Origin of the sequence: Fictibacillus phosphorivorans (assembly GCF_001629705.1) — a bacterium.
GTDB classification, from domain to species: Bacteria; Bacillota; Bacilli; order Bacillales; family Fictibacillaceae; genus Fictibacillus; species Fictibacillus phosphorivorans_A.
The window spans coordinates 761,431-783,510 of record NZ_CP015378.1 but is presented as its reverse complement, the minus strand read 5'-3'; the positions used below and the strand labels follow the sequence as shown (position 1 = coordinate 783,510).

20 protein-coding genes and 1 riboswitch are annotated in these 22,080 nt (G+C 39.7%); of the genes, 6 read left to right on the top strand and 14 right to left on the bottom strand.

Annotated features, from left to right (window positions below):
- Positions 1 to 103: 103 nt before the first annotated feature.
- Complete coding sequence (locus tag ABE65_RS04085) at positions 104 to 805, bottom strand: TerC family protein (RefSeq protein WP_066391567.1); 702 nt, start codon at positions 803 to 805, stop codon at positions 104 to 106.
- A gap of 465 nt (positions 806 to 1,270) precedes the next feature.
- On the opposite strand from ABE65_RS04085, the gene ABE65_RS04080 reads away from it, so the two are divergent.
- The 3 genes from ABE65_RS04080 to ABE65_RS04070 all read left to right on the top strand — a co-directional run bounded on the left by ABE65_RS04080 (position 1,271) and on the right by ABE65_RS04070 (position 4,460).
- Complete coding sequence (locus tag ABE65_RS04080) at positions 1,271 to 2,083, top strand: YihY/virulence factor BrkB family protein (RefSeq protein WP_082861276.1); 813 nt, start codon at positions 1,271 to 1,273, stop codon at positions 2,081 to 2,083.
- Between the two features lie 157 nt (positions 2,084 to 2,240).
- Complete coding sequence (ytvI, locus tag ABE65_RS04075) at positions 2,241 to 3,275, top strand: sporulation integral membrane protein YtvI (RefSeq protein WP_066391559.1); 1,035 nt, start codon at positions 2,241 to 2,243, stop codon at positions 3,273 to 3,275.
- Positions 3,276 to 3,425: 150 nt separating this feature from the next.
- Positions 3,426 to 4,460 (top strand): acyltransferase family protein, encoded by a 1,035-nt coding sequence (locus tag ABE65_RS04070; RefSeq protein WP_066391556.1) that lies wholly within the window; start codon positions 3,426 to 3,428, stop codon positions 4,458 to 4,460.
- A 101-nt stretch (positions 4,461 to 4,561) separates the two neighbouring features.
- Here ABE65_RS04070 and ABE65_RS04065 read toward each other — a convergent pair whose 3' ends face one another.
- The 6 genes from ABE65_RS04065 to hutP all read right to left on the bottom strand — a co-directional run bounded on the left by ABE65_RS04065 (position 4,562) and on the right by hutP (position 11,039).
- Entirely contained in the window at positions 4,562 to 4,822 is a 261-nt protein-coding gene (locus ABE65_RS04065; protein WP_066391554.1) for a helix-turn-helix domain-containing protein, read from the bottom strand.
- A gap of 1 nt (position 4,823) precedes the next feature.
- The gene (hutG, locus tag ABE65_RS04060) at positions 4,824 to 5,789 is read right to left on the bottom strand and encodes a formimidoylglutamase (protein ID WP_066391548.1); all 966 of its coding nucleotides are present in this window, start codon (positions 5,787 to 5,789) and stop codon (positions 4,824 to 4,826) included.
- Positions 5,764 to 7,035, bottom strand: a complete 1,272-nt coding sequence (hutI, locus tag ABE65_RS04055) for an imidazolonepropionase (RefSeq protein ID WP_066391545.1) — start codon at positions 7,033 to 7,035, stop codon at positions 5,764 to 5,766. The genes hutG and hutI overlap by 26 nt, the downstream gene beginning before the upstream one ends.
- Before the next feature lie 15 nt (positions 7,036 to 7,050).
- The gene (gene hutU, locus ABE65_RS04050) at positions 7,051 to 8,712 is read right to left on the bottom strand and encodes a urocanate hydratase (protein ID WP_066391542.1); all 1,662 of its coding nucleotides are present in this window, start codon (positions 8,710 to 8,712) and stop codon (positions 7,051 to 7,053) included.
- Positions 8,713 to 8,728: 16 nt separating this feature from the next.
- The gene (gene hutH, locus ABE65_RS04045) at positions 8,729 to 10,255 is read right to left on the bottom strand and encodes a histidine ammonia-lyase (RefSeq protein ID WP_066399730.1); all 1,527 of its coding nucleotides are present in this window, start codon (positions 10,253 to 10,255) and stop codon (positions 8,729 to 8,731) included.
- A gap of 349 nt (positions 10,256 to 10,604) precedes the next feature.
- The gene (gene hutP, locus ABE65_RS04040; RefSeq protein WP_066391539.1) at positions 10,605 to 11,039 is read right to left on the bottom strand and encodes a histidine utilization transcription antiterminator HutP; all 435 of its coding nucleotides are present in this window, start codon (positions 11,037 to 11,039) and stop codon (positions 10,605 to 10,607) included.
- 181 nt (positions 11,040 to 11,220) lie between these two features.
- Here hutP and ABE65_RS04035 point away from each other — a divergent pair, with 181 nt between their 5' ends.
- The gene (locus tag ABE65_RS04035; protein ID WP_066391538.1) at positions 11,221 to 11,679 is read left to right on the top strand and encodes a hypothetical protein; all 459 of its coding nucleotides are present in this window, start codon (positions 11,221 to 11,223) and stop codon (positions 11,677 to 11,679) included.
- A 72-nt stretch (positions 11,680 to 11,751) separates the two neighbouring features.
- Here ABE65_RS04035 and ABE65_RS04030 read toward each other — a convergent pair whose 3' ends face one another.
- The 7 genes from ABE65_RS04030 to ABE65_RS04000 form a co-directional block, all read right to left on the bottom strand.
- Complete coding sequence (locus tag ABE65_RS04030) at positions 11,752 to 12,864, bottom strand: GerAB/ArcD/ProY family transporter (protein WP_066399727.1); 1,113 nt, start codon at positions 12,862 to 12,864, stop codon at positions 11,752 to 11,754.
- Positions 12,865 to 13,002: 138 nt separating this feature from the next.
- Positions 13,003 to 14,250, bottom strand: a complete 1,248-nt coding sequence (locus tag ABE65_RS04025; protein WP_082861552.1) for a TrkH family potassium uptake protein — start codon at positions 14,248 to 14,250, stop codon at positions 13,003 to 13,005.
- 108 nt (positions 14,251 to 14,358) lie between these two features.
- Positions 14,359 to 15,015 carry a potassium channel family protein gene (locus ABE65_RS04020; protein WP_066391529.1) on the bottom strand — a complete coding sequence of 219 codons (657 nt, stop codon included), beginning with the start codon at positions 15,013 to 15,015 and terminating at the stop codon, positions 14,359 to 14,361.
- Between the two features lie 139 nt (positions 15,016 to 15,154).
- Positions 15,155 to 15,316: riboswitch (cyclic di-AMP (ydaO/yuaA leader) on the bottom strand.
- Between the two features lie 78 nt (positions 15,317 to 15,394).
- A complete protein-coding gene (locus tag ABE65_RS04015; RefSeq protein WP_066391527.1) occupies positions 15,395 to 16,177 on the bottom strand; it encodes an undecaprenyl-diphosphate phosphatase in 783 nt (260 codons plus the stop codon).
- 105 nt (positions 16,178 to 16,282) lie between these two features.
- Positions 16,283 to 17,785 (bottom strand): cardiolipin synthase, encoded by a 1,503-nt coding sequence (gene cls, locus ABE65_RS04010; RefSeq protein WP_066391525.1) that lies wholly within the window; start codon positions 17,783 to 17,785, stop codon positions 16,283 to 16,285.
- A 509-nt stretch (positions 17,786 to 18,294) separates the two neighbouring features.
- A complete protein-coding gene (gene spoIIP, locus ABE65_RS04005) occupies positions 18,295 to 19,446 on the bottom strand; it encodes a stage II sporulation protein P (RefSeq protein WP_066391512.1) in 1,152 nt (383 codons plus the stop codon).
- 146 nt (positions 19,447 to 19,592) lie between these two features.
- On the bottom strand, positions 19,593 to 20,060 hold the full coding sequence (locus tag ABE65_RS04000; RefSeq protein ID WP_066391511.1) for a MarR family winged helix-turn-helix transcriptional regulator: 468 nt from the start codon (positions 20,058 to 20,060) through the stop codon (positions 19,593 to 19,595).
- Between the two features lie 173 nt (positions 20,061 to 20,233).
- Here ABE65_RS04000 and ABE65_RS03995 point away from each other — a divergent pair, with 173 nt between their 5' ends.
- Both ABE65_RS03995 and ABE65_RS03990 read left to right on the top strand, forming a co-directional pair.
- Positions 20,234 to 20,830, top strand: coding sequence for an ArsR/SmtB family transcription factor (locus ABE65_RS03995; protein ID WP_066391510.1), 597 nt, complete (start codon positions 20,234 to 20,236; stop codon positions 20,828 to 20,830).
- 1 nt (position 20,831) lies between these two features.
- Positions 20,832 to 22,079, top strand: a complete 1,248-nt coding sequence (locus tag ABE65_RS03990; RefSeq protein WP_066391508.1) for an MFS transporter — start codon at positions 20,832 to 20,834, stop codon at positions 22,077 to 22,079.
- The last annotated feature ends 1 nt before the right edge of the window (position 22,080 follow it).

Here is a 22,080-nt window from a genome sequence, read left to right as displayed (position 1 = left end):
ATCATTTTTATATTAAAACCATTCAAAACAAGTACTTTATACCTAATTTCAGCGATGGTATCGGGAATGGATTCAAAAAAAAAAACCGCACGTGGCGGTTTTCTTATGCTTCTTTTTTAGCAAGCACCTTTTCTGATGCTCTCTCTTGAGCGACTTTTCTTTTCTTCCATGTACCTAATCCTAGAACAAGAAGAACTACGAGAACTTCAAATCCATACTTCACAAATCCATTATCGAAATAAGGAGCCATGAATTTTTCTCCTACGATCATCTTAGAGGCCGTCCAAGCCAGAACACCTGCTCCAATTGTGATAATGAACGGGTATTTATCAATGACCTTTAGGAACAATGTGCTTCCCCAAACAACAATCGGCACTGATATTAATAAACCGATTACTACCAGTAAGAAATCACCATGTGCTGCACCTGCAACAGCAAGAACGTTATCAAGACCCATTACCGCGTCGGCAATAATAATCGTTCTAATGGCTGCCCATACACTATTCTGAGCCTCAATATCATGATCTTTTTCTTCGATCATCAGTTTATAAGCGATAACCACAAGAATTAATCCACCTGCCAGAAGTAGGCCGGGAATCTTTAATAACCAAACAACCGCAAGCGTAGCTGCTGCTCGAATCACAATCGCTCCTACTGTTCCCCAGATGATTACTTTCTTCTGATTCTCTTTCGGCAAGTTTCTAGCTGCCAAGCCGATTACAATTGCGTTATCACCAGCTAATACTAAGTCGATAACAACGATCGCCAATAAGGCCGACCAAAAATCTGGTGTTAAAAAATCCATTAAAAAAATCCTCCCTATTAAACATCTGTTTAATCACAAACCAAAAAAAAAATAAAAATTTAAGTAATTACGCACACTTTATGCCCTGCCAGGCTTATCCATCTCTACATATAATAAGAGCAAAGGGGGTGTTTTTATGCGTTCATGTTCATGCGGAAGTAAAGTTAGATGCCAATCCTGTGTAAACTTTTGTGGTGTTCCTTTATTTTGTCGAGACATTCATCCTTGTTGTTTTCCTTTCATTCAGCCTCAACCTACACCAACAACTTCTCCTTTAATCGTTGTTTGTAGATGTCCTCGTTGCTCAATAAGACATCGATAAATAGCTTCAAACGGCATTACCTTGTAACTTCACATCACTGATACGATTGAGTGAACGTTTTGTTTCAGAAAAAGCGTTCTTTTTTTTTTTATTAAGGGAATAATGCAGGATAGATTGACTATGATTCATTTGGGGGTGAACTCGTGCGTTGGTTTATGAAACAGTGGTTTCACCGTTTCTTTCAAGATAAAGTGTTCGATCTTTCTGCACAGCTTGCTTATTATTTTCTAGTTTCTCTGTTTCCTTTTATTTTTCTCATTTTTACGATCCTTAGCTTTTTGCCTATTTCTTCTGCTTATGTACTATCACTTTTTCAGTCTATTGCTCCAGAAGAAGCATATGCTTTACTAGAGTATAATCTAGTGGCTGTTCTGGACGAGCATAGAGGAGATGTATTATCTGTTTCATTGATTATCATGATTTGGTTAGCGACAATCGGAACGCACGCGATCATTCGCGTTTTCAACCAGGCTTACCAAGTGGAAGAGAGCCGTCCTTTTATAAAAGAGCTCATCTTAGGTATGTTCCTTACGTTCGGGCTTGTGATTGCAGTGATTACCGCTCTCCTTTTGCCGGTATTTGGCAGAAACATCGGAATCTACATATTTGAACGAACTGGATACTCTCATCCTGTATGGCATATTTGGGAAACAGCACGCTATCTTATAGGTTTCTCTGTGCTTCTCTCCATCTTCTCAGCACTATATCGTTTTGCGCCAAATGTGAGGTTAACGTTTAAAAACGTGTGGCCAGGTGCTATTTTTTCGACAGCAGGCTGGCATCTATTCTCTTATTTATTTTCATCTTATGTCCTTATTTTTGACTACGGACAGATATACGGAAATTTAGGCGCAATATTAACATTAATGGTGTGGTTCTATCTTTCTGCCATGATCTTAATCGCAGGTGGACAACTAAATGCGATACTCGCATTAAAGAGGGAATTAAGAAAATAAGAAGATTTTTGAAAACTTCCGTTTCTGTGATTGACATTTTCACATTATCGTAACATCATTGTGTATATATGAAGAATTAACATCTTTTTTTCCGGTCATAATGGATAGTAACGAAAAATTTCTGACCGGCTAAAATTACGGAGATCGGGGCTGGAAAATGACTGTAAAAAACTTAATCTTATTACTCATTTTGCTTGCCGGAATCGTCATCTTTGTCTTTTACAGTATACCTCTCCTTCTCGCATTGCTAACTGCTATAATGCTAGAACCAGTAGTGAAATTGTTTATTAGACTATTTAAGGGTAGACGATTATTGGCCGTCACTGCTACTTTTATCCTTTATCTTGCTGGACTCGGTATCTTCTCTTACTGGCTTACAACAACACTTGTTATTCAGGTCATCGAGTTTATTACCGTTCTTCCATCCTATTCGGTTCATCTGTTTGAAGTAGCAGAGAATACGTTTTATGAAATGGAAAACTTTTATGCTAGCTTACCTCCTGAAGTTGTGAGGACTCTTGAAGAAGGATTAGTAGGATTAAAGGATTATGGCGTTGAAACAGCAAAGAACTTAACATCCGGTATATTAGGACTAATCACAGCGATACCAGGATTGTTGATCTACTTTATTATCTATGTAGTAGCGGTTTTCTTATTTTCACTAGATCTTCCGCGTTTATACGCTGAGTTTCTCAATCTGTTTACAACAGCAGCCCGCGAAAAGGTTGAATTGGTCTTTAGTCAACTGTCTAGAGCAACAGTAGGGTTCTTTAGAGCTCAGATCATCTTAAGTGTTGTTACATACGCATTGGCATTGATCGGACTCATGATTTTAGATGTTGAGTACGCAGTTATTCTCGCTCTTTTGATCGTTATTGTAGATATCCTTCCAATCCTCGGAACAGGATCATTCCTTGTCCCATGGGCGGCTTATTCCTTCTTTATCAATAACAATGATCATCTTGCATTCGGACTGCTGATCATGTTTGGAGTCATCACGATCGTTCGAAGAATTATCGAACCGAAAATACTCGGGTCAAGCCTTGGTATATCTGCACTAGCAGCTCTTGTTTCCTTATATATTGGATTCCAGCTTCTAGGCTTTATCGGATTGATCGTCGGTCCTGCTATCGTCATCATCTATGAAGCTTTGAGAAGTGCAGGGTTTATCAAAATTAAGATCGATTTCTAACGAAAAACGTGTTTCCTGTAATAGGAAACACGTTTTTTTCTATTTATAGGTTAGAAACACCTGCGATGTTGGGAATTATAGAAATAAGTAAAAAAAATGAGAAATTCATACGAATACTTTATAAGGTGAATAATTATTGGAGGAATATCGATGAGTACTGCTACAAAAGAACGCGATTATTATTTCGACAACGCTAAGTTTATTTTAATTTTTCTCGTCGTGTTCGGGCACTTTATTTCCCCGATAAAAAGTCAAAATGAGTGGCTTTACACGATCTACAACTTTATATATACCTTTCATATGCCTGCATTTATACTAATAGCAGGGTTCTTTACAAAAGGTGTCTGGCGTGATGGCTATCTTCCTAAAATCTTTAAAAAAGTACTGATTCCTTATTTGGTTTTTCAATTAATCTATAGTTTTTTCTACTATGATTTGTACGGTAAGAGCGAAGTGAAACTAGACTTCTTTTCACCCCATTGGACACTATGGTTCTTATTAAGTTTGGTTTTCTGGAATATTCTTTTAAAAGTCTTTGTGAAAATGAAATATCCACTTGTCCTTGCCATTGGTATAGGAGTAGCAGTAGGTTATATTCATGACATTGGTACATTTTTGAGTCTCCTTCGAACATTTGTCTTTTTCCCTGTCTTCTTGCTTGGACATCTGCTTGAAAAGAGAGACTTCAAAAAGATATTACGTCCTAGAGCCAAAATTATTTCAGCAGCTTTCTTAGTTGTACTGTTCATTACGTATCATTTTATTTTTCCAAACGGTACAAAAGAATGGCTTTTATCTTCATCTTCTTATTCGGAGATCCTTGGCTACAACGATTGGTATGGCGGTCTTGTCAGACTTGCCATGTACGGTGTAATGTTTGCGGCAACCTTTAGCTTTTTAGCCCTTCTTCCGCGCAGACGAATGTTCTTCACTGAATTTGGAGAACGCACCTTATATATTTATCTGTTGCATGGTTTCGTTTTGAAATACTTGTTTACTACAGATCTATTCGCATCTATCGAGGAAAACGGCGCATACTTTATGCTCCTCTTCCTAGCAGTTATCGTAACGCTATTTCTAGCAAGCAAACCCGTTATCGCACTAGCACAGCCGTTTATTGAGTTGCGTTGGTCTAAGCTTAAAAAAATATTAAAACCAAAACCCTCTCAGCCTAGAGAAAGCTGATGTTCATAATAATAAACACCGCTAAGCCGAAATAGCTTGCGGTGTTTTTTCGTGTAGAGAAAAATGTAATAAAGAGTAAGAGTGCGTATGAAACTAAACTTCTAGGAACCTTGCTTATAATAATGTTGTTTTGCCTCTGCTAATACTCGTAACGGAAGTTTGTCCGCCAGTTTAAATGCTTCTTTTTCGTTTAACTCTAACGTTTTTACTAGCTTTTCTATCTTTTCTTCAGAAGGAATCATTCTTCCTTTTTCGATATCTGCCATGTATTGAGGAGTGATGCTTAATCGTCGTGCAAGCTCTGATTTGCTCAAGCCCTTTTGATTTCTAGACAATTCAATAAATTTTCCGAACTCACTCATTTCATAAACCTCCCTTTCTTCCTGAATAGAACAGCGTGAATTGTATGATAATGTACGCAGCTAATCGGCTCGTCATGTTTCGAAAATCTAGGGTTGGATCAATCTCTACGATGTCCATCCCTTTAACAGAAGGCTCCTTTGCAAGATACTGAATCCCTTCAATTAACGAATCACTGTCTAAACCACCTGGACCGATCGCAGGACAACCTGGTGCAAATGCCTGATCCAAAACATCCATGTCAAGAGAAATATATATGTTTTCTGTTGTCTGTTTTAACTGGTCAACTGATTTTTGTAACAAAGAAAGCAATCCGTTTCTTTTTACATCACCCATCGTGTGAACGGTCACTCCATGCTCCTTGGCATAATCATGATAAAGTTTCCCATTTGAGAAATCTCGAATACCAATCTGAACGAGTTGGTCGCCTGTAATCACTCCATTTTCTATGAGCTGGCGAAACGGCGTACCGTTGGATGGACCACCGTCCTCCGTATTCCGAAGATCAAAATGTGCATCGAACTGGATGATGCCTACCCGTCCCTTCGTTTCTTGAAAAGCTTTAATCGCTGCAGCAGAAACAGAATGATCGCCACCAAGCGTAACTACACATGCTTCGCTATGCTGAGCTCCAATGTCTTTTAAGACCGAATGAATACGGGATTGTGAAGTAAAGAGATCTGTAACATGCATCTCAATATCTCCAAAATCGGTAATGTTGTGATCCCAAAGATCACTTTCTTCTTCAATGCTATATGTGGAAAACGAATGCATCATCGCACGGATAGTCTGTGGTGTGAGGTGTGCACCTGAATGTGAAATCGAAGTCTTCGAGAGAGGAGCTCCAGCTATAGCTACTCCTCTCACTTCATCACCTGACCAAGGCTTCAAAAGCTGACCTGCCTTTTTTATCCCTCTGTCAGTAAATGGAGCCTCACCTGATTTACGAAGAAAGGGTATAGTTTGCATGAATATCTCCCTTTCCGACTACTAACTTACCGTTCTTCCACACTTTGTTAACGTGATTCACACCATAGTGATATGGAATATACTTATAGTTTGGTACATCCCACAGAACAAGATCTGCTCTTCTTCCTATTTCTAAACTACCTGCAACATCACCGCGTCCAATCGCGTAAGCTGCGTTGACCGTTACAGAATTCCAAATTTCTTCTGGCGTCATCTTCAGCTTTAATGCAGCGAGTGTCATAATAAACTGCAGATTTTCTGTAGGTGAACTTCCAGGATTAAAATCAGTTGAAAGGGCTACAGCTGCTCCACTTGAAATCATATCCCGTGCTGGAGCGAAATGATCTTTTCCTAAATAGAACGTTGTTCCTGGAAGAAGGACTGCGATCGTATCTGATTCCCCTAGCATACGAACGCCTTCTTTACTCGCTCCAACTAAGTGATCAGCAGAAACTGCTCCGATCTCACAAGCCATCTCCGTTCCTCCGAGAGGATCGATTTCATCCGCATGAATCTTAACTCCAAACCCTGCTGTTTTTGCTTTTTGAAGAAAGACTTTAGACTGTTCTACCGTAAAAACACCAGTTTCACAGAAAATATCTACAAACTCAGCCAAACCCTCTTTTGAGATTAAGCTTAACAAGGAAAGCATCTCTTCTAAAAAGGCATCTGGTCTTCCTTTATAGTTTTCAGGAATAGCATGAGCTCCCAAAAAAGTAGAAACAAGATCGATCGGGTGAGTTTCATTCAGCTGTTTTGCTACTCTTAACTGCTTTAATTCAGTCTCTTTATCCAGACCGTATCCACTCTTTGCTTCCATAGTCGTAACACCATAAGTTAAACACCTGTTTAAATGGAACATTCCCTTTTCATAGAGGTCATCTTCAGCTGTTTCACGTGTTGCTTTAACCGTTGAATGAATTCCTCCGCCTTGAGCTAAAATTTCTAAATAAGGAACTCCTTGTTGTTTCAAAGCGAGTTCATGCTCTCGTGATCCCCCAAACACTAGATGTGTATGAGGGTCCACTAAGCCTGGTGATAACAGTTTTCCTTCTGCCTCAATCGTTTCTTTTGCTTGTAACTGAGCCGCTTCTTCGGCAGTTCCTATAAATTCGATCACGCCATCTTTTATACCAACAGCTCCGTTATCGATGATGGAGAGTTCATTCATCTCTTTACCTCGAAGCGCTTCTCCACTACTTTTTGGAACGACCACCTGTCCTGCTAAAATTAATGTATCTAGCATTCGTCACACTCCTTTTTAGTTCTCGATCATTGGCAGATCTACGCCTTTTTCTTTTGCCGTCTCTATCGCAAGATCATAACCTGCATCAGCATGCCTTACGATCCCCATTCCAGGATCACTCGTTAGCACACGCTCAAGACGACGAGCAGCTTCTTCTGTTCCATCTGCAACAACGACCATTCCGGCATGAAGAGAATAACCCATTCCAACACCGCCACCATGGTGCACAGATACCCAGCTCGCTCCATTTACAGCATTGATCATCGCGTTTAAAATCGGCCAGTCCGAAACTGCATCACTGCCATCAAGCATTGCTTCTGTTTCACGATTAGGCGATGCAACTGAACCACAATCCAAGTGGTCACGCCCGATCACGATTGGCGCTGACAATTCGCCGCTAGCTACCATTTCGTTAATAATTTTTCCAAACTTCGCGCGCTCTCCATACCCTAACCAGCAGATACGTGACGGAAGACCTTGGAACTGAACTTTTTCTTGAGCCATCTTGATCCATTTACAGAGGTGCTCGTTATCACTGAACTCTCGTAATATCACTTCATCTGTTTTTCTGATATCTTCTGGATCCCCCGATAACGCTACCCATCTAAAAGGTCCTTTCCCTTCACAGAACAACGGACGGATAAATGCTGGAACGAACCCAGGGAAATCAAATGCGTTTGTAACTCCTTCATCAAGCGCAACTTGTCTGATGTTGTTGCCATAATCAAATACGACAGAACCCTTCTTTTGCATCTCAAGCATTGCCTGAACATGAATCGCCATCGATTTCTTTGACTTTTCGATATACTGCTCTGGATGGCGTTTACGAAGTTCTGCTCCTTCTTCCATCGTGAAACCTACTGGCAAATAGCCATGCAACGGGTCATGAGCAGATGTCTGATCCGTAACAAGATCCGGAATCTCTCCCATCTCAATCATCTTTGGTAAAAGTTCAGCAGCGTTTCCTAAAAGACCAATCGAGAGTGGCTCCCCTTTTGCCGCATATTCTTTAGCCATGCTTAAGGCTTCGTCTAAACTCTTTGTCATTTTATCTAAGTATCTTGTGTCTAAGCGGCGTTGAATTCTTGTTTCGTCGATATCAATCGCGATCACAACACCATCATTCATCGTTACAGCAAGAGGCTGAGCTCCACCCATTCCTCCAAGACCCGCTGTAAGCGTGATGGTCCCTTTTAAGGATCCGTTAAAGTGCTTGCGAGCAGCTTCTGCAAATGTTTCATACGTCCCTTGCAGGATGCCTTGCGTTCCGATATAAATCCAGCTTCCGGCTGTCATCTGGCCATACATCATCAGCCCTCTTTTTTCAAGATCACGGAATGTATCCCAATTTGCCCAAGCAGGTACAAGGTTAGAGTTCGCAAGTAGAACACGTGGAGCATCTGTATGCGATTTAAAGACAGCAACCGGCTTTCCAGATTGCACAAGAAGCGTTTCGTCATTCTCTAATCGCTCTAATGTTTCTATGATCTTATGATAGGAGTCCCAGTTTCGAGCAGCTTTACCGATACCACCATAAACGACTAGTTCATCGGGATTCTCCGCCACTTCCCCATCTAGGTTATTCATCAGCATACGAATGGCTGCTTCTTGAACCCACCCTTTTGCCGATAATTTTGTACCTCTTGCCGCTGATATAGAATGTTTTACGTTTGACATGAAAAAATACCTCCTTTTAATGTGCTAACTTTTGAATTTTTGCCCCGATTAAGATGTCGTTCCATGAAGTATCGAGGATCCATGAAGCAACAGCTTCCATATCTCGGTGGAACATGCGGTCACATTGTATCGTTGGACAAACGATTCTTCCTTGTTCATATACTCTCTTTGTTTTAGGTGCTAATTTTTCCGGACCTCTAAAATCTGCTGCTTGCATCGCACAGATTAATTCAACAGCAAGAACCCGCCTAGCATTCGCAATAATCTGAGCGGCATGCCTTGAAGCGATGGTTCCCATACTTACATGATCTTCTTGATTGGCTGATGAAGGAATTGAATCAACACTTGCAGGATGTGCCAATGTTTTATTTTCTGAAACGAGTGATGCGGCTGCATATTGCATGATCATCGCACCTGACTCTAGCCCTGGATTCGGACTTAAGAAACCAGGTAAGTCGCTCAACTGAGGATTGACCATCCGTTCGATCCTTCGTTCAGAAATATTTGCCCATTCTGCAGCTGCAAGCTTTAAGAAGTCCATAGCAAAAGCGATCGGCTGACCATGAAAGTTCCCACCTGAGATGATCTTTTTTCCTCCATCAAAAATCAGTGGGTTATCCGTTGCAGCATTCATCTCAATCTCAAGTTTTTCTTTTACATAACCTAGAACCTGCCATGAGGCACCATGAACTTGAGGGATACACCTTAAGGAGTAAGCATCCTGGACCCTAATCTCTCCTTGTTTCGTTGTAAGCTGGCTGCCTTCTAAATATTCTCTCAAGCGTTTGGCAACATCTACCTGCTCTTGATACCCTCGAGCAAGATGTACGTCCTCATCGAACGCATCTGTAATACCTCGTAAACTTTCTGTAGTAAGCGCTGCAATCGCATCTGCCATGAGTCCGATCCGTTCTGCTTCTATATAGGCAGCTATTCCTTGAGCTGTCATGGCCTGCGTTCCATTGATCAAGGCAAGCCCCTCTTTCGCCGTCAATACAACAGGTGCTATGCCCGCTCTCTTTAAAGCTTCTTGGCCAGGAACACGTTCTCCTTTGTAATACGCTTCTCCTTCACCTACTAATACAAGTGCTAGGTGAGAAAGCGGAGCAAGATCTCCACTCGCCCCAAGTGATCCTTGTTGAGGAACAACAGGATGCACGTTCTTTTCGACTAACTCTAGCAACCTTTCGATTACGACTGGGCGGATACCCGAAAATCCTTTTAACAGAGCATTGGCTCTTAAAATAAGCATAAGACGACTGATCATCTCAGGAAACGGTTCTCCGATTCCACACGCATGGCTACGGATCAGATTGATCTGCAATGTCTCAACATCATCTCGAGAAATAAGAACATCACTAAACTTTCCGAAGCCAGTCGTGATCCCGTATACCACTTTTCCTTCAGCCACAATCTTTTCAACCGCTTTACGACTATCTGCTACTTTCTTCATGCTAAGTGGGCAAGCTTCTACAGGTTCGTTCTCATGCAGAATCCGCTTGATTTCTTCCATGGAAAGCGTATTACCAGTTAATGTAATCATCTTCATCCCTCTTTTATTAAGGTTCTTTTCATTAAGGTTCTTTTCATTAAGGCGTTCTACATATAAATGGTGCTTTGGGTTATCTTTTTTATCTTCTTGACAAGTTGATTGGAGTGCAAGGTGTGAGACTCCTGGGGGACTAGCGGGACAGGTAAGACTCTTAACAGCGCAGAGCGCTAAGAGGCTCACCGCACGCCCCCCGGAAAGCGAGCATCCTGGAACGGAAATCAACTACTTTCAAAGACAACTAGTCTCACTAAAAAATGCATTTTTCACATACAAAAAGAGCGCACCCGAAAGAAAACTCTTTCGAATACGCCCCCTCATCACTAGTTACTATGGGCATTATTTAAATATGATTGATTCCTAGACCGATCGCCTCATGCTCTAATCCTTTTACAGGAGCACCTATCGTTCCATAGAGAGCGACTGCGATCCAGTCACCTTCTTCTTTCTTCTCATACGGGTTACCGCGGACAACGATGAAACGTAACCCTACAGTCCTAAGAACAGTGCCAAGCTGAACCTGCCCTCTTGTCACCCCATGAAAAGCTTCCATGATGGCATGATATAACGAATGTGTTTCACGATAAATTCCGGTTTGAATGATATTTTCACTTTTGGCCGCTGTTTCAATGGCAGCTACTACCTTTTGTGAATCCATGGAACCAGCTTTGCCTACGCAATACTTCCAGCCCAATTTCTCGATTTCAGGCAGATAACTTTCATCTAATACCCCTAACATGGCCATCTTTCCGATCAAACGTTCATTTGATAATGCCATTGCATGAATCACTCTTTCTCTAACGGCTAATAACTATCTCTAGTGTATGCGTTTACAATTTGTCCGTCAATTCCCTTTCAACAACTTATCACAGCAGTTTAGTAAAGAAAATGACACGTATAATCTAGCAAACTAGCGGTAAGAATGATAGTAAGAAATATAACGGAATGAGGGTTGTTACATGTTAAACGTACAAAAAGAAATTGCACTAGCTTCAATGTCACGTACACCACAGTTTGAGGAAGATGTGAATGACTTTTTTATCGCTTATGACAAAGGACATAACCCGTTACTGCTCTTACCTACTACGAAAGGTTTTCTTCCAGAAGGACAGGTATACGCGATCGCATTCATTAAAAAAGAAAACAATTCTTATCAATTTACCCTTTCAGATAAAATCATGCCCTTCTCGATGGATGAGGCTACACTCATTCATGATCAGCTCGGTTTCTTCTTCGGGCCTGATAATAATATGCTTACTTCCTTTTTCAAAGGGGATACGTATGGCGCTTATGTAGTTTGGACAAAGCATATGGTCACCCAATTAATCAACGAGACTCTGCAGAATTGGCACAATACATCAGATGATTCTCAGCGTGAAAAACATAAAACGCGCCTCACTATGCTTCTTCAAGCTTAATAAAAAACTGACTGTTAATTCCTTTATCTCTTGAACAGATGAAGGAAGTTAACGGTCAGTTTTTTTCTTGTGTCATGTAGTCGGTGATGCCTGTTCTTTTTTATTTTTCTTAAAGTGTTTTTTAATAAAAGTCATTATAAATAGAAGCGGAATATAGCTTATAGCTAGGTAAAAGCCTATCTTGTTCGTGTAGTTGTTTAGCATATTAATTTTAAGCCGCGTGTCCAAATAGTAACAAGCTGCTAATATTAAGACTAGCATCACGATGAGCGTGACATGGTGACGAATGTTCAGCATCAATTTCGCTACTCGGCTCGAACACCAAATCGCCAATGCAATATTAGGTAGAATCACTAAACACCACATGGAGACAAATACGAAATCAAAGCGTTCTACAAATGAAACTTGAACGATTTTCACCATAGATAGTGTAGCCCAAATATTTCTAGACAATTGTTCCTCGCTAAAAAATGCAAATGAAAACAAAGTGACTAGCAGGTACATCATAAATGTAAAAAGATTGGCATGATGCGCAAACTTTTGAGATCGCTTAGCATTTTTGATAAATGGATAAAAAACAAGAAGTGTTTCAAAACCAAGATAACTCAGCATCATATTTTTTGTGGCTGATAAATAGTCTTTTACATTCTCATCAAATACGGGTAGCAGATTAGAAAAATGAGTAAATTCCAATGGATACACCAGTAATACGATTAACCCTAAAGGAATGACCACTCCCAAAAAGCAGATACCTGCTACTGTTCGAAAACCAGACGAAACCACATAGTACGTCAATATAAGGAACACTGCCGCGATTTTCCATGTACTCAGAGTAGGAAACATCCAGACTTGTATGACTTCAATATAGGTTCTAAGTACAGTAATCGACCAAAGCAGAAAATACAGAAGCAAAGAAAGGTTGAAGAGATTACCTAGGAAACCACCAAACAACGTTTTATGTGTGGTCACAATATCTCCATCACCATTATCAAGCACGTAATAGATCATCCAAATTAGAATATGTACAAAAATAGCTGCTATGATAACGGATATCCAAGAATCATACCCTGCATATTTAGCTATGATGCGCTGATACCCAAGAACCCCTACCCCTACTTGCTCAGAATGGACGAGGAAAAAAACAAGAAAGGGAGAAACGAGAAAAGCTTCTTTTATTTTTTGCATGACGATCTCTTTTCCTCTCTTTAGAGTAGCAATTAAACCTTGTTTTAGCTTTCCCAAGAGGAAGTCAATTAACCCATAAATAACCAAAAAAAGCTAATGCAGAATGAAGAAGATTCCTTCATTGCATTAGCCTCTTTTTTACCCAGTGAACACTTCACCGTCTGGATATCTAATATTATCTTTTGTTTGTTTAGCAAGACTGAACGCCAGCGTTAGCGGTCCTAATTTACCGAAAACCATTACCACACAGATCACAATTTTCCCGATTACTGTTAGATCTGGGGTCAGGCCCATACTTAATCCAACTGTACCGAACGCAGACACGACTTCAAACACGATCACCATGAATGAAGTATCTTTTTGTACATATGTGATAATAAATAATGCTGCAAAAATAAACAAAATGGAAATGGTTGTAATAGCAAGAGCTCTATAAACAACAGCATTTCGAATGGTTCGCATCATAACGACCGTATTTTCTTTCCCTTTTAAGAAAGCTGCAACCGTAAAAATAATAACTACAAACGTGGTCAGTTTTATCCCTCCACCAGTAGAGGTACTTCCTGCCCCAACAAACATTAAAAGAATCATCAACAAGGACGTATCAGGATTTATAGCTGTCATATCAATCGAGTTAAAACCTGCTGTTCTCGGTGTTACACCTTGGAAATACGAAGCCCAGAATTGCTCTGCACCTGAAAGCATTCCAATGGTCTTTGGATTATTAAACTCAAATAAGTAGAAGAACAAGATTGCCACAATATTAATAATCAAAGTAGACAGCAACATCACTCTTGTATGAAGAGAAAGTTTTTTCCAGCTTCGGCTCACCCATATATCAACCAATACGGTAAACCCAATTCCCCCTGTTATAAACAGAAACGATATGACGATGTTCACCATCGGATCTCCTACATAACCCATTAGACCGTCAGACCACAACGAGAACCCTGCATTGTTGTATGCCGATATAACATGAAAAATGCTATAGTAGATCCCTTTACTAACACCAAAGTCTGGAACAAGCCTTAATGACAGAAAAAAGATGGCGATAATCTGGATGCTGATTGAAAATACAAACAGATTTCGAACTAATCGGATTACACCGCCAATAGAAGGCTGGTTGAGTGCTTCTTGCATCAATACACGTTGTTTGATGGAAATCTTTCTCCCCATCATAATAACGACGAGTGACGCAAATGACATGACTCCGAGCCCTCCGACTTGGATTAAAAACAAGATGACGATCTCCCCAAACAAGGTAAACGTTGAGCCAGGATCAACTGTAGCTAAGCCTGTTACTGTTGCAGCTGATGTGGCAATAAAAAATGCATCTACCCAAGATAACGTTTCTTCATGAGCGACAGGTAGCTTTAACATACACATGCCAACAAAAATGAGAAATAAAAATAGCAACGCTAAAAATTGAGGAGGGTTCAATTTAATTGGGTTATGCAAAAAACGTTTATGCTTTCTGACATGTAGGGCCAATGCTTACACTTCCTCATCCTCAAATCGGTTTAGATCTTCGTTACGACCGATCACAACGAGTATATCTCCATATTGAAGAGATACATCAGCGATTGGTGAAACGAGAATCTCATCTCCACGTTTGATAGCCACGATATTACATCCATAGCGTGCACGTACATCAAGATCTGTTAAAGTCTGGTTAACAAGCTTATCTGTTACACCTATCTCTACAATACTGTGTTCATGTGATAGTTCAATAAAATCTATAATCTTTTCAGAAGAAATAAGTTGAGCAACGCGCAGCGCCATATCACGTTCTGGATGGATAATACGGTCTGCTCCTAGCTTTTCCAACACTTTATGATGATAGTCATTTTGTGCTTTAACCCAAACTTTTTGAACGCCTGCTTCTTTTAAAAGTAGTGTTGTTAAAATACTTGATTGGATGTCTTCACCGATTGATACGATGACTTGAGTAAAATTACGAATTCCTAACGACTTCATGACGTTCTCATCAGTAGAATTTGCTTGAACGGCTTGAGTCGCTATGGTAGCAAACTCATTTACTCTTTCCATGTCTTTATCTATAGCTAGAACATCATAGCCCATCGTTGCAAATTCTCTACAGATGCTGCCACCAAAACGTCCTAGCCCAATAACTGCAAATTGTTTTTTCATTATGGTCTCCCCTTAAAATCCATGAAGTTTTTACTTCGTTGTTCTCTAGCCTTGCTGGTTAAGAGGCTTAAAAATTTAAGTAAAAAAACGCAAAAAAAGACCACACAAAAAAGCGGGTCCGGTTTTCCACCAAATTGACCTCTCCAGTGACATGACGCTTACGGGGTTAGCTGTCGGATTAGGGATTGGAGTATCCCTTTTTGCAATAGAGCAAAATTCACCCCAAAAGATTGGTTCCCCCGTTTTACAGTAGTTTATAGTTTAACTATAAAAATAACTGTAAATTCAGCGATCTAAAGCCTGCTAAATTTCGAATTACATATACTGTAATCCTCTCTCTTTTAAATGTCAATCCATTTTTTGCGTGTTAACAAATACTTTACATTTTACCTGAAAATTGAAGGATCAATACAACGATTCCGATCAACCAAACATAAATCGCAAACCCTTTTAACGTACCGGTTTGAAGGAGTTTAATCATCCATTTTACTGCCACATATCCAAATAGAGCTGACGCTAAAGTACCGATCAATAATGCTGAATAAGAGATCGGTGGATGTGCACCAACAAATAGATCTTTAGATTGTAAAACTACTCCCCCAGCGATAGATGGGATAGATAGTAAAAATGAAAAATAAGCAGCAGCTTTTTTATCGATCTTACAGAAGAGCGCGGCTGCGATCGTCAGGCCGGAACGTGAAATAGCAGGAAGAATCGCAGCACCTTGAAACGTGCCGATCACAAGAGCATCACGTATAGAAATATCATCGATTCCTTTGTATCCATTGCGTTTATAAGAGTCAGCCCACCAAAGCAAGAAACCTGTAATCAGAAACTCCCAACCTACAGTGATTCCCGTTTTTGAGATCTCCTCAAAAAAATCTTTAAACGCCAGTCCAATAACAGCAGTCGGTATCGTACCTGCAATAAGCAGAATGCCCGTTTTGCTGAAGGGGCTTTTTATCACTTTTAGAATTTCTCTCCAATACACCGTCATCACGGCAATAAGTGTTCCGATATGAAGCATGCTATCAAGAAATAAACCGGCTTCCTCTAACTGGAACATTTGCCTGCCAAGGAGCAGATGTCCTGTTGAACTTACGGGTAAAAATTCAGTCACACCTTGTACAACGCCCAATATTAAGGCCTCGAGCCAATCCATAAAAAAAACCCCCTCAACTTACACGGTCTCGTACAACCTATTCCTGAGGAGGATTTTCTATTCTTGTTTTTTAATCTGAGTAGTTATGTTACTGTATATGAAGCTTTAGAGAACCCCTGAGAAAAGGCGTGCAAAGGATTCTTTTGTCCGTTCCCATAGACCTCTTTTATAAAACTCGACAGGTTTTACTCTTACCGATTCCACCATGTCTTCTTCGTATTGTTCTACGAGATGACGGACTGATGATGTATTCAGTAAGAACACGTTCACTTCGAAATTAAGGTGAAAACTTCTCATGTCCATATTGGCTGTACCGATTGAAGCTGTATCACCATCGATAATGATAACTTTTTGATGAAGGAATCCTTTTTTGTAAGAGTAGATCTCAATTCCCGAACGTAAAAGCTCTGGAAAATAAGAGCGCGTTGCATATTGTGTTAAGAAGCCATCATTGATTTCGGGAACCAATAATCGTACCTGAACTCCTTTTTTTGCTGCCACTCTTAATGCTGTTCGAATTGCTTCATTAGGTACGAAGTATGGCGTTGCGATCCAGATTGATTTCTCTGCACATGAGATCAGCGAATAGAAAAGATCACTCATGATTCCTAGCTGGGTGTCTGGACCACTAGCAACAACATGAACAGTTCCGTCTCCTTCAGCAGGGTATGATGTAGTAAGGTGATTATCTTCCAACAGATCTTCTCCACAAACATATTCCCAATCCATTAAGAAGATCGCATGAAGAACTTGAACACCTTCTCCTTCCATTACCATGTGAGTATCGCGCCAGAAACCAATCTCAGGATCTTCTCCTAAATATTCGACTCCTACATTTAGACCTCCAACAAAACCAACCTTTCCATCGATAATGATGATCTTACGATGGTTTCTGAAATTAAGTTTTTGGTTAAAGAAGCCATATCGTACGGGTAGGAAAGCTTCAACTAAAATTCCTGCCTTTTTCATTCTGTCGATGTCATACTGCTGAAGAGAAAGACTTCCTATCCCATCGTATAAAAACCTAACTTTTACACCTTCATCTGCTTTTCTTATTAACAGATCAATAATATCTTTACCAAGGCGATCTGAGCGAAAGATGTAATACTGAATATGTATATATTCCTTGGCTTCTTCTAATCTTGCAAAAATTTCAGGAAACGTCTCTTGGCCATTCTTTAGTATTTTTGAACTTGTTTTTCTGTTCAAACGTGTAAGAGTAATATGATGAGCGTGTGTCGCAAAACACTGTTGATGCCTTTTTAAGTCACTAAAATCAGGCTTTTCTTCTTGTTTAGATACTCTGATCCATTCGTCCCTGTCTTTCTTTCTTTTCGATTTGAAAAGATGCCCTTTTAAATAAAGTTGGCCCGAATACAGGTAGAACATATATCCGATAAACGGAAATAAAATCAATACATATATCCATAGAAGTGTATGCTGAGCTGTTCTGTTCTCGAGCATTAACGAATAGATCGTATACAGAATCACTGCGATGTAAAGGAGCCCAAATACTGTTTTGATTATTACATATCCTTCTGCAAAGAAAACGATGTATAAACAGACGAGTAACAATAGTGTGAGGAAAAATTCCCATATTCGTTTCATGCACGTGCTCCTTTTTACCAATCTTCTCTTTCTCTCTTTTATTCCCTTCCCTTAGTAATTAAAACAAGTGACTTCTCTCTTTTTATACCATTTTTTTATAGGATTTGCAGATATGACGACTGTTATGAAATTAGGTATTGTTTCAATCATTCAAAACGGTTTTTTTGTGTCCGCATTGAGTTGTTATACAGACGCTTCGGAAATTTGCGGCGCCAAAATTGGACAGATGATGTGACCAATCCGACAGATTAATGTTCAAATCGGACAGATTCACTAGTCAATTGGACAAATTACCGCCATTAACAAAAAAACGGCGCCTATGCACAGACTTCTATATGGTACTTACTGTCGACTTTTAAGAAAATACTGTCCAATTTTTGAGTTTTACTGTCCACTTTTATCAATTTACTGTCCACTCTGCTATTTTTACTATCCACTTTAATTTTCCGCAAAAATAGAAACATAAAAAAAGCTCCAGAGGTTATCACCACCTCTAGAGCCTTTAAACATTATTCTTTTTTCGCTCCATTTTCTTTCCAATAGTACTCTGCAACTGCTTCAGCCACTGCTTCTGCACTTCTGTAAAGCTCATCCATATTGTTATCCACACCGCCAAATTCAATAAGTAAAGCGTGGTCAGAAAGGTCTTGATTATACACACCATTTCCTTGTGTTTTGTTTTTTCCGATAACCCCTCGGCTTAAACCAGGGTATTTTTTATCTAAGATCGCATTGATCTCTTGTGCTGCTTTTTGGTTATTTTCAAAATTAGGATTCGCTTTACCGATCACGAATAAAGTACGTGCGTAAGACTTCCCATTAATTTCTGTAGTGGTAGACTTTCCTCTCATCGAGTCTCGATGCAGGTCAAAAATCAAATCAATATCCTGGTTACTCGACATCGCACTTTGGACGAGTGTACGTGACATTGGGTAACTCTTACGATAATCCGTATTGTTCTTTCGTAAAAGCTCTGTCATGTTTGTCATGTCAACGGTTGTCCCAATCCCTCTAGCCTCTAATTCCTCACCGAGTTTTTTTCCTACCATCGTGATGTTTACTTTAGAATGGATGGCATGATCAGGATTCGTTACACCTTTTAAGTGAGGTAAGAAGGATTCCCAACTGTGCGAATGATAGATATAAGCGATCTTCTTTCCACTCGTCGTTTGGCCCGGAGGATTCTCTGAATCAGAAGGATCTGGATCTTCCAATCGCTCGATATCTTGAACTTCTGCCTCTTCACCACTTAACAGCAGTTCCATCGGTGGCGGTGATTCATACGCTAGGTTTGTGTAATCCGTTCCTTCTCCGGCAACAATGATCGTTGAATCATAGAGCGCAAATCCGGGAAGTTCGTTTCCTAATAGACTACGGATATCCCCAGGCTTTATGCTTGTCGTTAATTCAAACAGAACACTTGATAAAGCCGGGGGTTCACTCTCTTTTGGAAGCTCTTGTGTAAAATATCGATTTTCCCATCCTATAAAATAAACAAGTGCTTCACCAGAAAATTCCGTTAGCCACTTATGCATGGTTGATGAACTCAATCGATATTTGTGTTCAAAGGATGTGATAAAGCTTGTGGCTACGACGATAAATAGCATGGCTCCGGCAAGTAATAAGGGTAAACGCTTCATATTCAATTGCGGGGTGAACATGTATAGCCCTCCACTTCTGTTAACGTTTCTATCACATCCTATGCAGTGAAGAATTTAAATAGAATCCAATCTATGAAAAAATAATAGAGAACTTTTCTGCGACTCATTCACTATTACTTTTTTAAAGCACAAAAAAAACCAGTTCCTCAACTGGTTTGTGTGGTAAAGACGATCTCGTCTGGGTTTGAATGATTGCCACTTGCAAGCTTTTCGTAAATATCAATAAAAATACCTAATTCTTCTTGAGATAAATGATTAAGATAACTACTTATAGAATTAACTCTTTCATTTTCAGCTTCTCTTAAGATTTCGTGTCCTTCGTCGGTAATCTCCAAATAGACGATCCTACGGTCTAGGTCACTACGGTAACGACTTACAAATCCACGCTTGTACAAACGATCTGCACCAACAGTTATCGCACTTGGTTTTACACCCATATAGTCAGCCAATTTTGAAACGGTCCATTTATTTCTAATACACAACGTCTTCAAAAGTACAAACTGTGTTTTCGTTAACTCCTTTTCTATAGCAATCTCTGGGTGTAAACGCTTTGACACAATGTAATGCACTTTCTCCAATCTCTCCACATAGGACTTCAAATCCTTATTCCCCATACTATGAACCTCCAGCCTCTAAGTTGTAATGCGAGTATTATACTAACATTATACAAGAATTTTCATAACATTTGAACTATTATTTACAAATAATGTGTAAAAGTGTTGACGACCAGCATATAAATAGGATATATTACGTTCAAATATATTTGAACGTTTTAGGAGTGTTGAACATGCAGGAAATATATCATATACGCGAAGTTGAGCAGTTAAAGGTTATCTCTGACCCCTTGCGAATCAAAATCCTATGGGAGATATTAGATGAAGCTAAGACAGGAAAGATCTTATCAGACCTATTAGAAGTTCCAGCACCAAAGATTCATTATCATCTAAAAGAACTTGAACGTGTAGGTTTAATTAACGTTGAGAGAACAGAAGAAAAGAATGGCATTGTACAAAAGTTCTACAGACCTGTAGCCCACTCATTTTCGATTGCCGAAATATTGCCTGATCAAAGGCATGCTGTAAGAGATGAACTTTCAGATGCACTTAAAGAAAATATATTAGTTTCTCTTGAAAAGACAAAATCTATGGTTCGTAAATTAGATCCTGAAATACTAGCTTATTCAGATTCTCCTCTTAAATTTGGTTATAGACATGTAAAACTTTCTTCCGATCAAGTAAAACTGTTACATGACAAAGCAAAAGAAATATCTGACTTAATCTCAGAATTCAAAAAGAATGAAAGTGACGATGGTGAGATCTATCACTACTTTATGCTCTCTTTTCCTTTGAAAGAAACACCTTATCCTGAAGAGGAGCTAGAGTAAGATGGCTGAAATAACAGCTGTACTCCAGAAAAGTGAAACAGAGTCTCTATTCAAAAAGCGCTCCTTTCTATTCATATGGGCGATAACGATCTGCTCTTCTTTTTCAATCGCCATCTTTCAATTCTCACAGAGCTGGTATGTTGTGAAGACTCTAGATAAAGAAGCCTCACTCGGCATTGTATTTATTGCAGCCAACGTTCCTCGTATTTTATTCATGGCTATTGGCGGCGTTCTAGCGGATCGAGTCAGCCGTACGAAAATCTTGTTTCTCGCTAACTTGTTAAGAACCCTTTTGTTAGTCGGGTTGTTGATCATGCTTGCAACAGGACATCTCTCCCTTCTGTCTTTTATCATTTTTGGTTTATTTTTCGGGGCCCTTGATGCTTTCGTATGGCCAGCAAACGGCTCTCTTCTGCCTAATGTTGTCGACCAATCTCAATTAACACGGGCAAATTCAGTCATTCAGACCACCCAACAAAGCTCGTTAATACTTGGACCGATGATTGGAGGTCTTCTTGTGGCAAGTAGCGGAGGATACATACTCTCGTTTGGTGTACCCGCTGTGATGCTTCTAATCTCTGCCATTCTTGCTTATATGTTAAATATCCCAGCTACCACGAGTTCAAGTACAGCAAAACCTGGCATGTGGCTATCTATAAAAGAAGGTATCGATGTAGTAAGACAATCCGCTTTTTTAAAAGCACTCTTTCTTAGTACGATCTTTCTGAATGTTTTCGTTATCGGACCGTTGATGATGGGATTGCCGATCTTCGTGAAAAACGTGCTCGACGGAAGCGCACTTGATTTTAGCTTTATTGAAGGTGCTATGGCTCTAGGCATGCTCATTAGCTCCGTTATTATAGGTATCTTAAACGTTAAGAAAAGACGCGGACTGATGGTGACAGTCTCTTTATTCACCATGAACATATTCTTTTTCTTATTTAGTCAAAGTTCCACCCTTTTTGCTTGTATGTTAACGATTTTCTTCATTGGCATTACGTTTCCCGCAACGAATATACCGCTTATTTCAGCGGTACAATCTTCCGTTGATAAAAACCTTCTAGGAAGATTGATGGGTTTGCTAACCATGGCAAGTATGGGGCTTGCTCCTTTATCACTTGCAGCAACGTCCATGTTGATCTCTTATGGCTTTTCTATTGAAAACATTATGTCTCTAGGTGCACTCTCTTTAATTGTTGTTAATCTTTTGATCATGTGGAAACTTCCTGCTTTAAGAAAAATGGAATAGG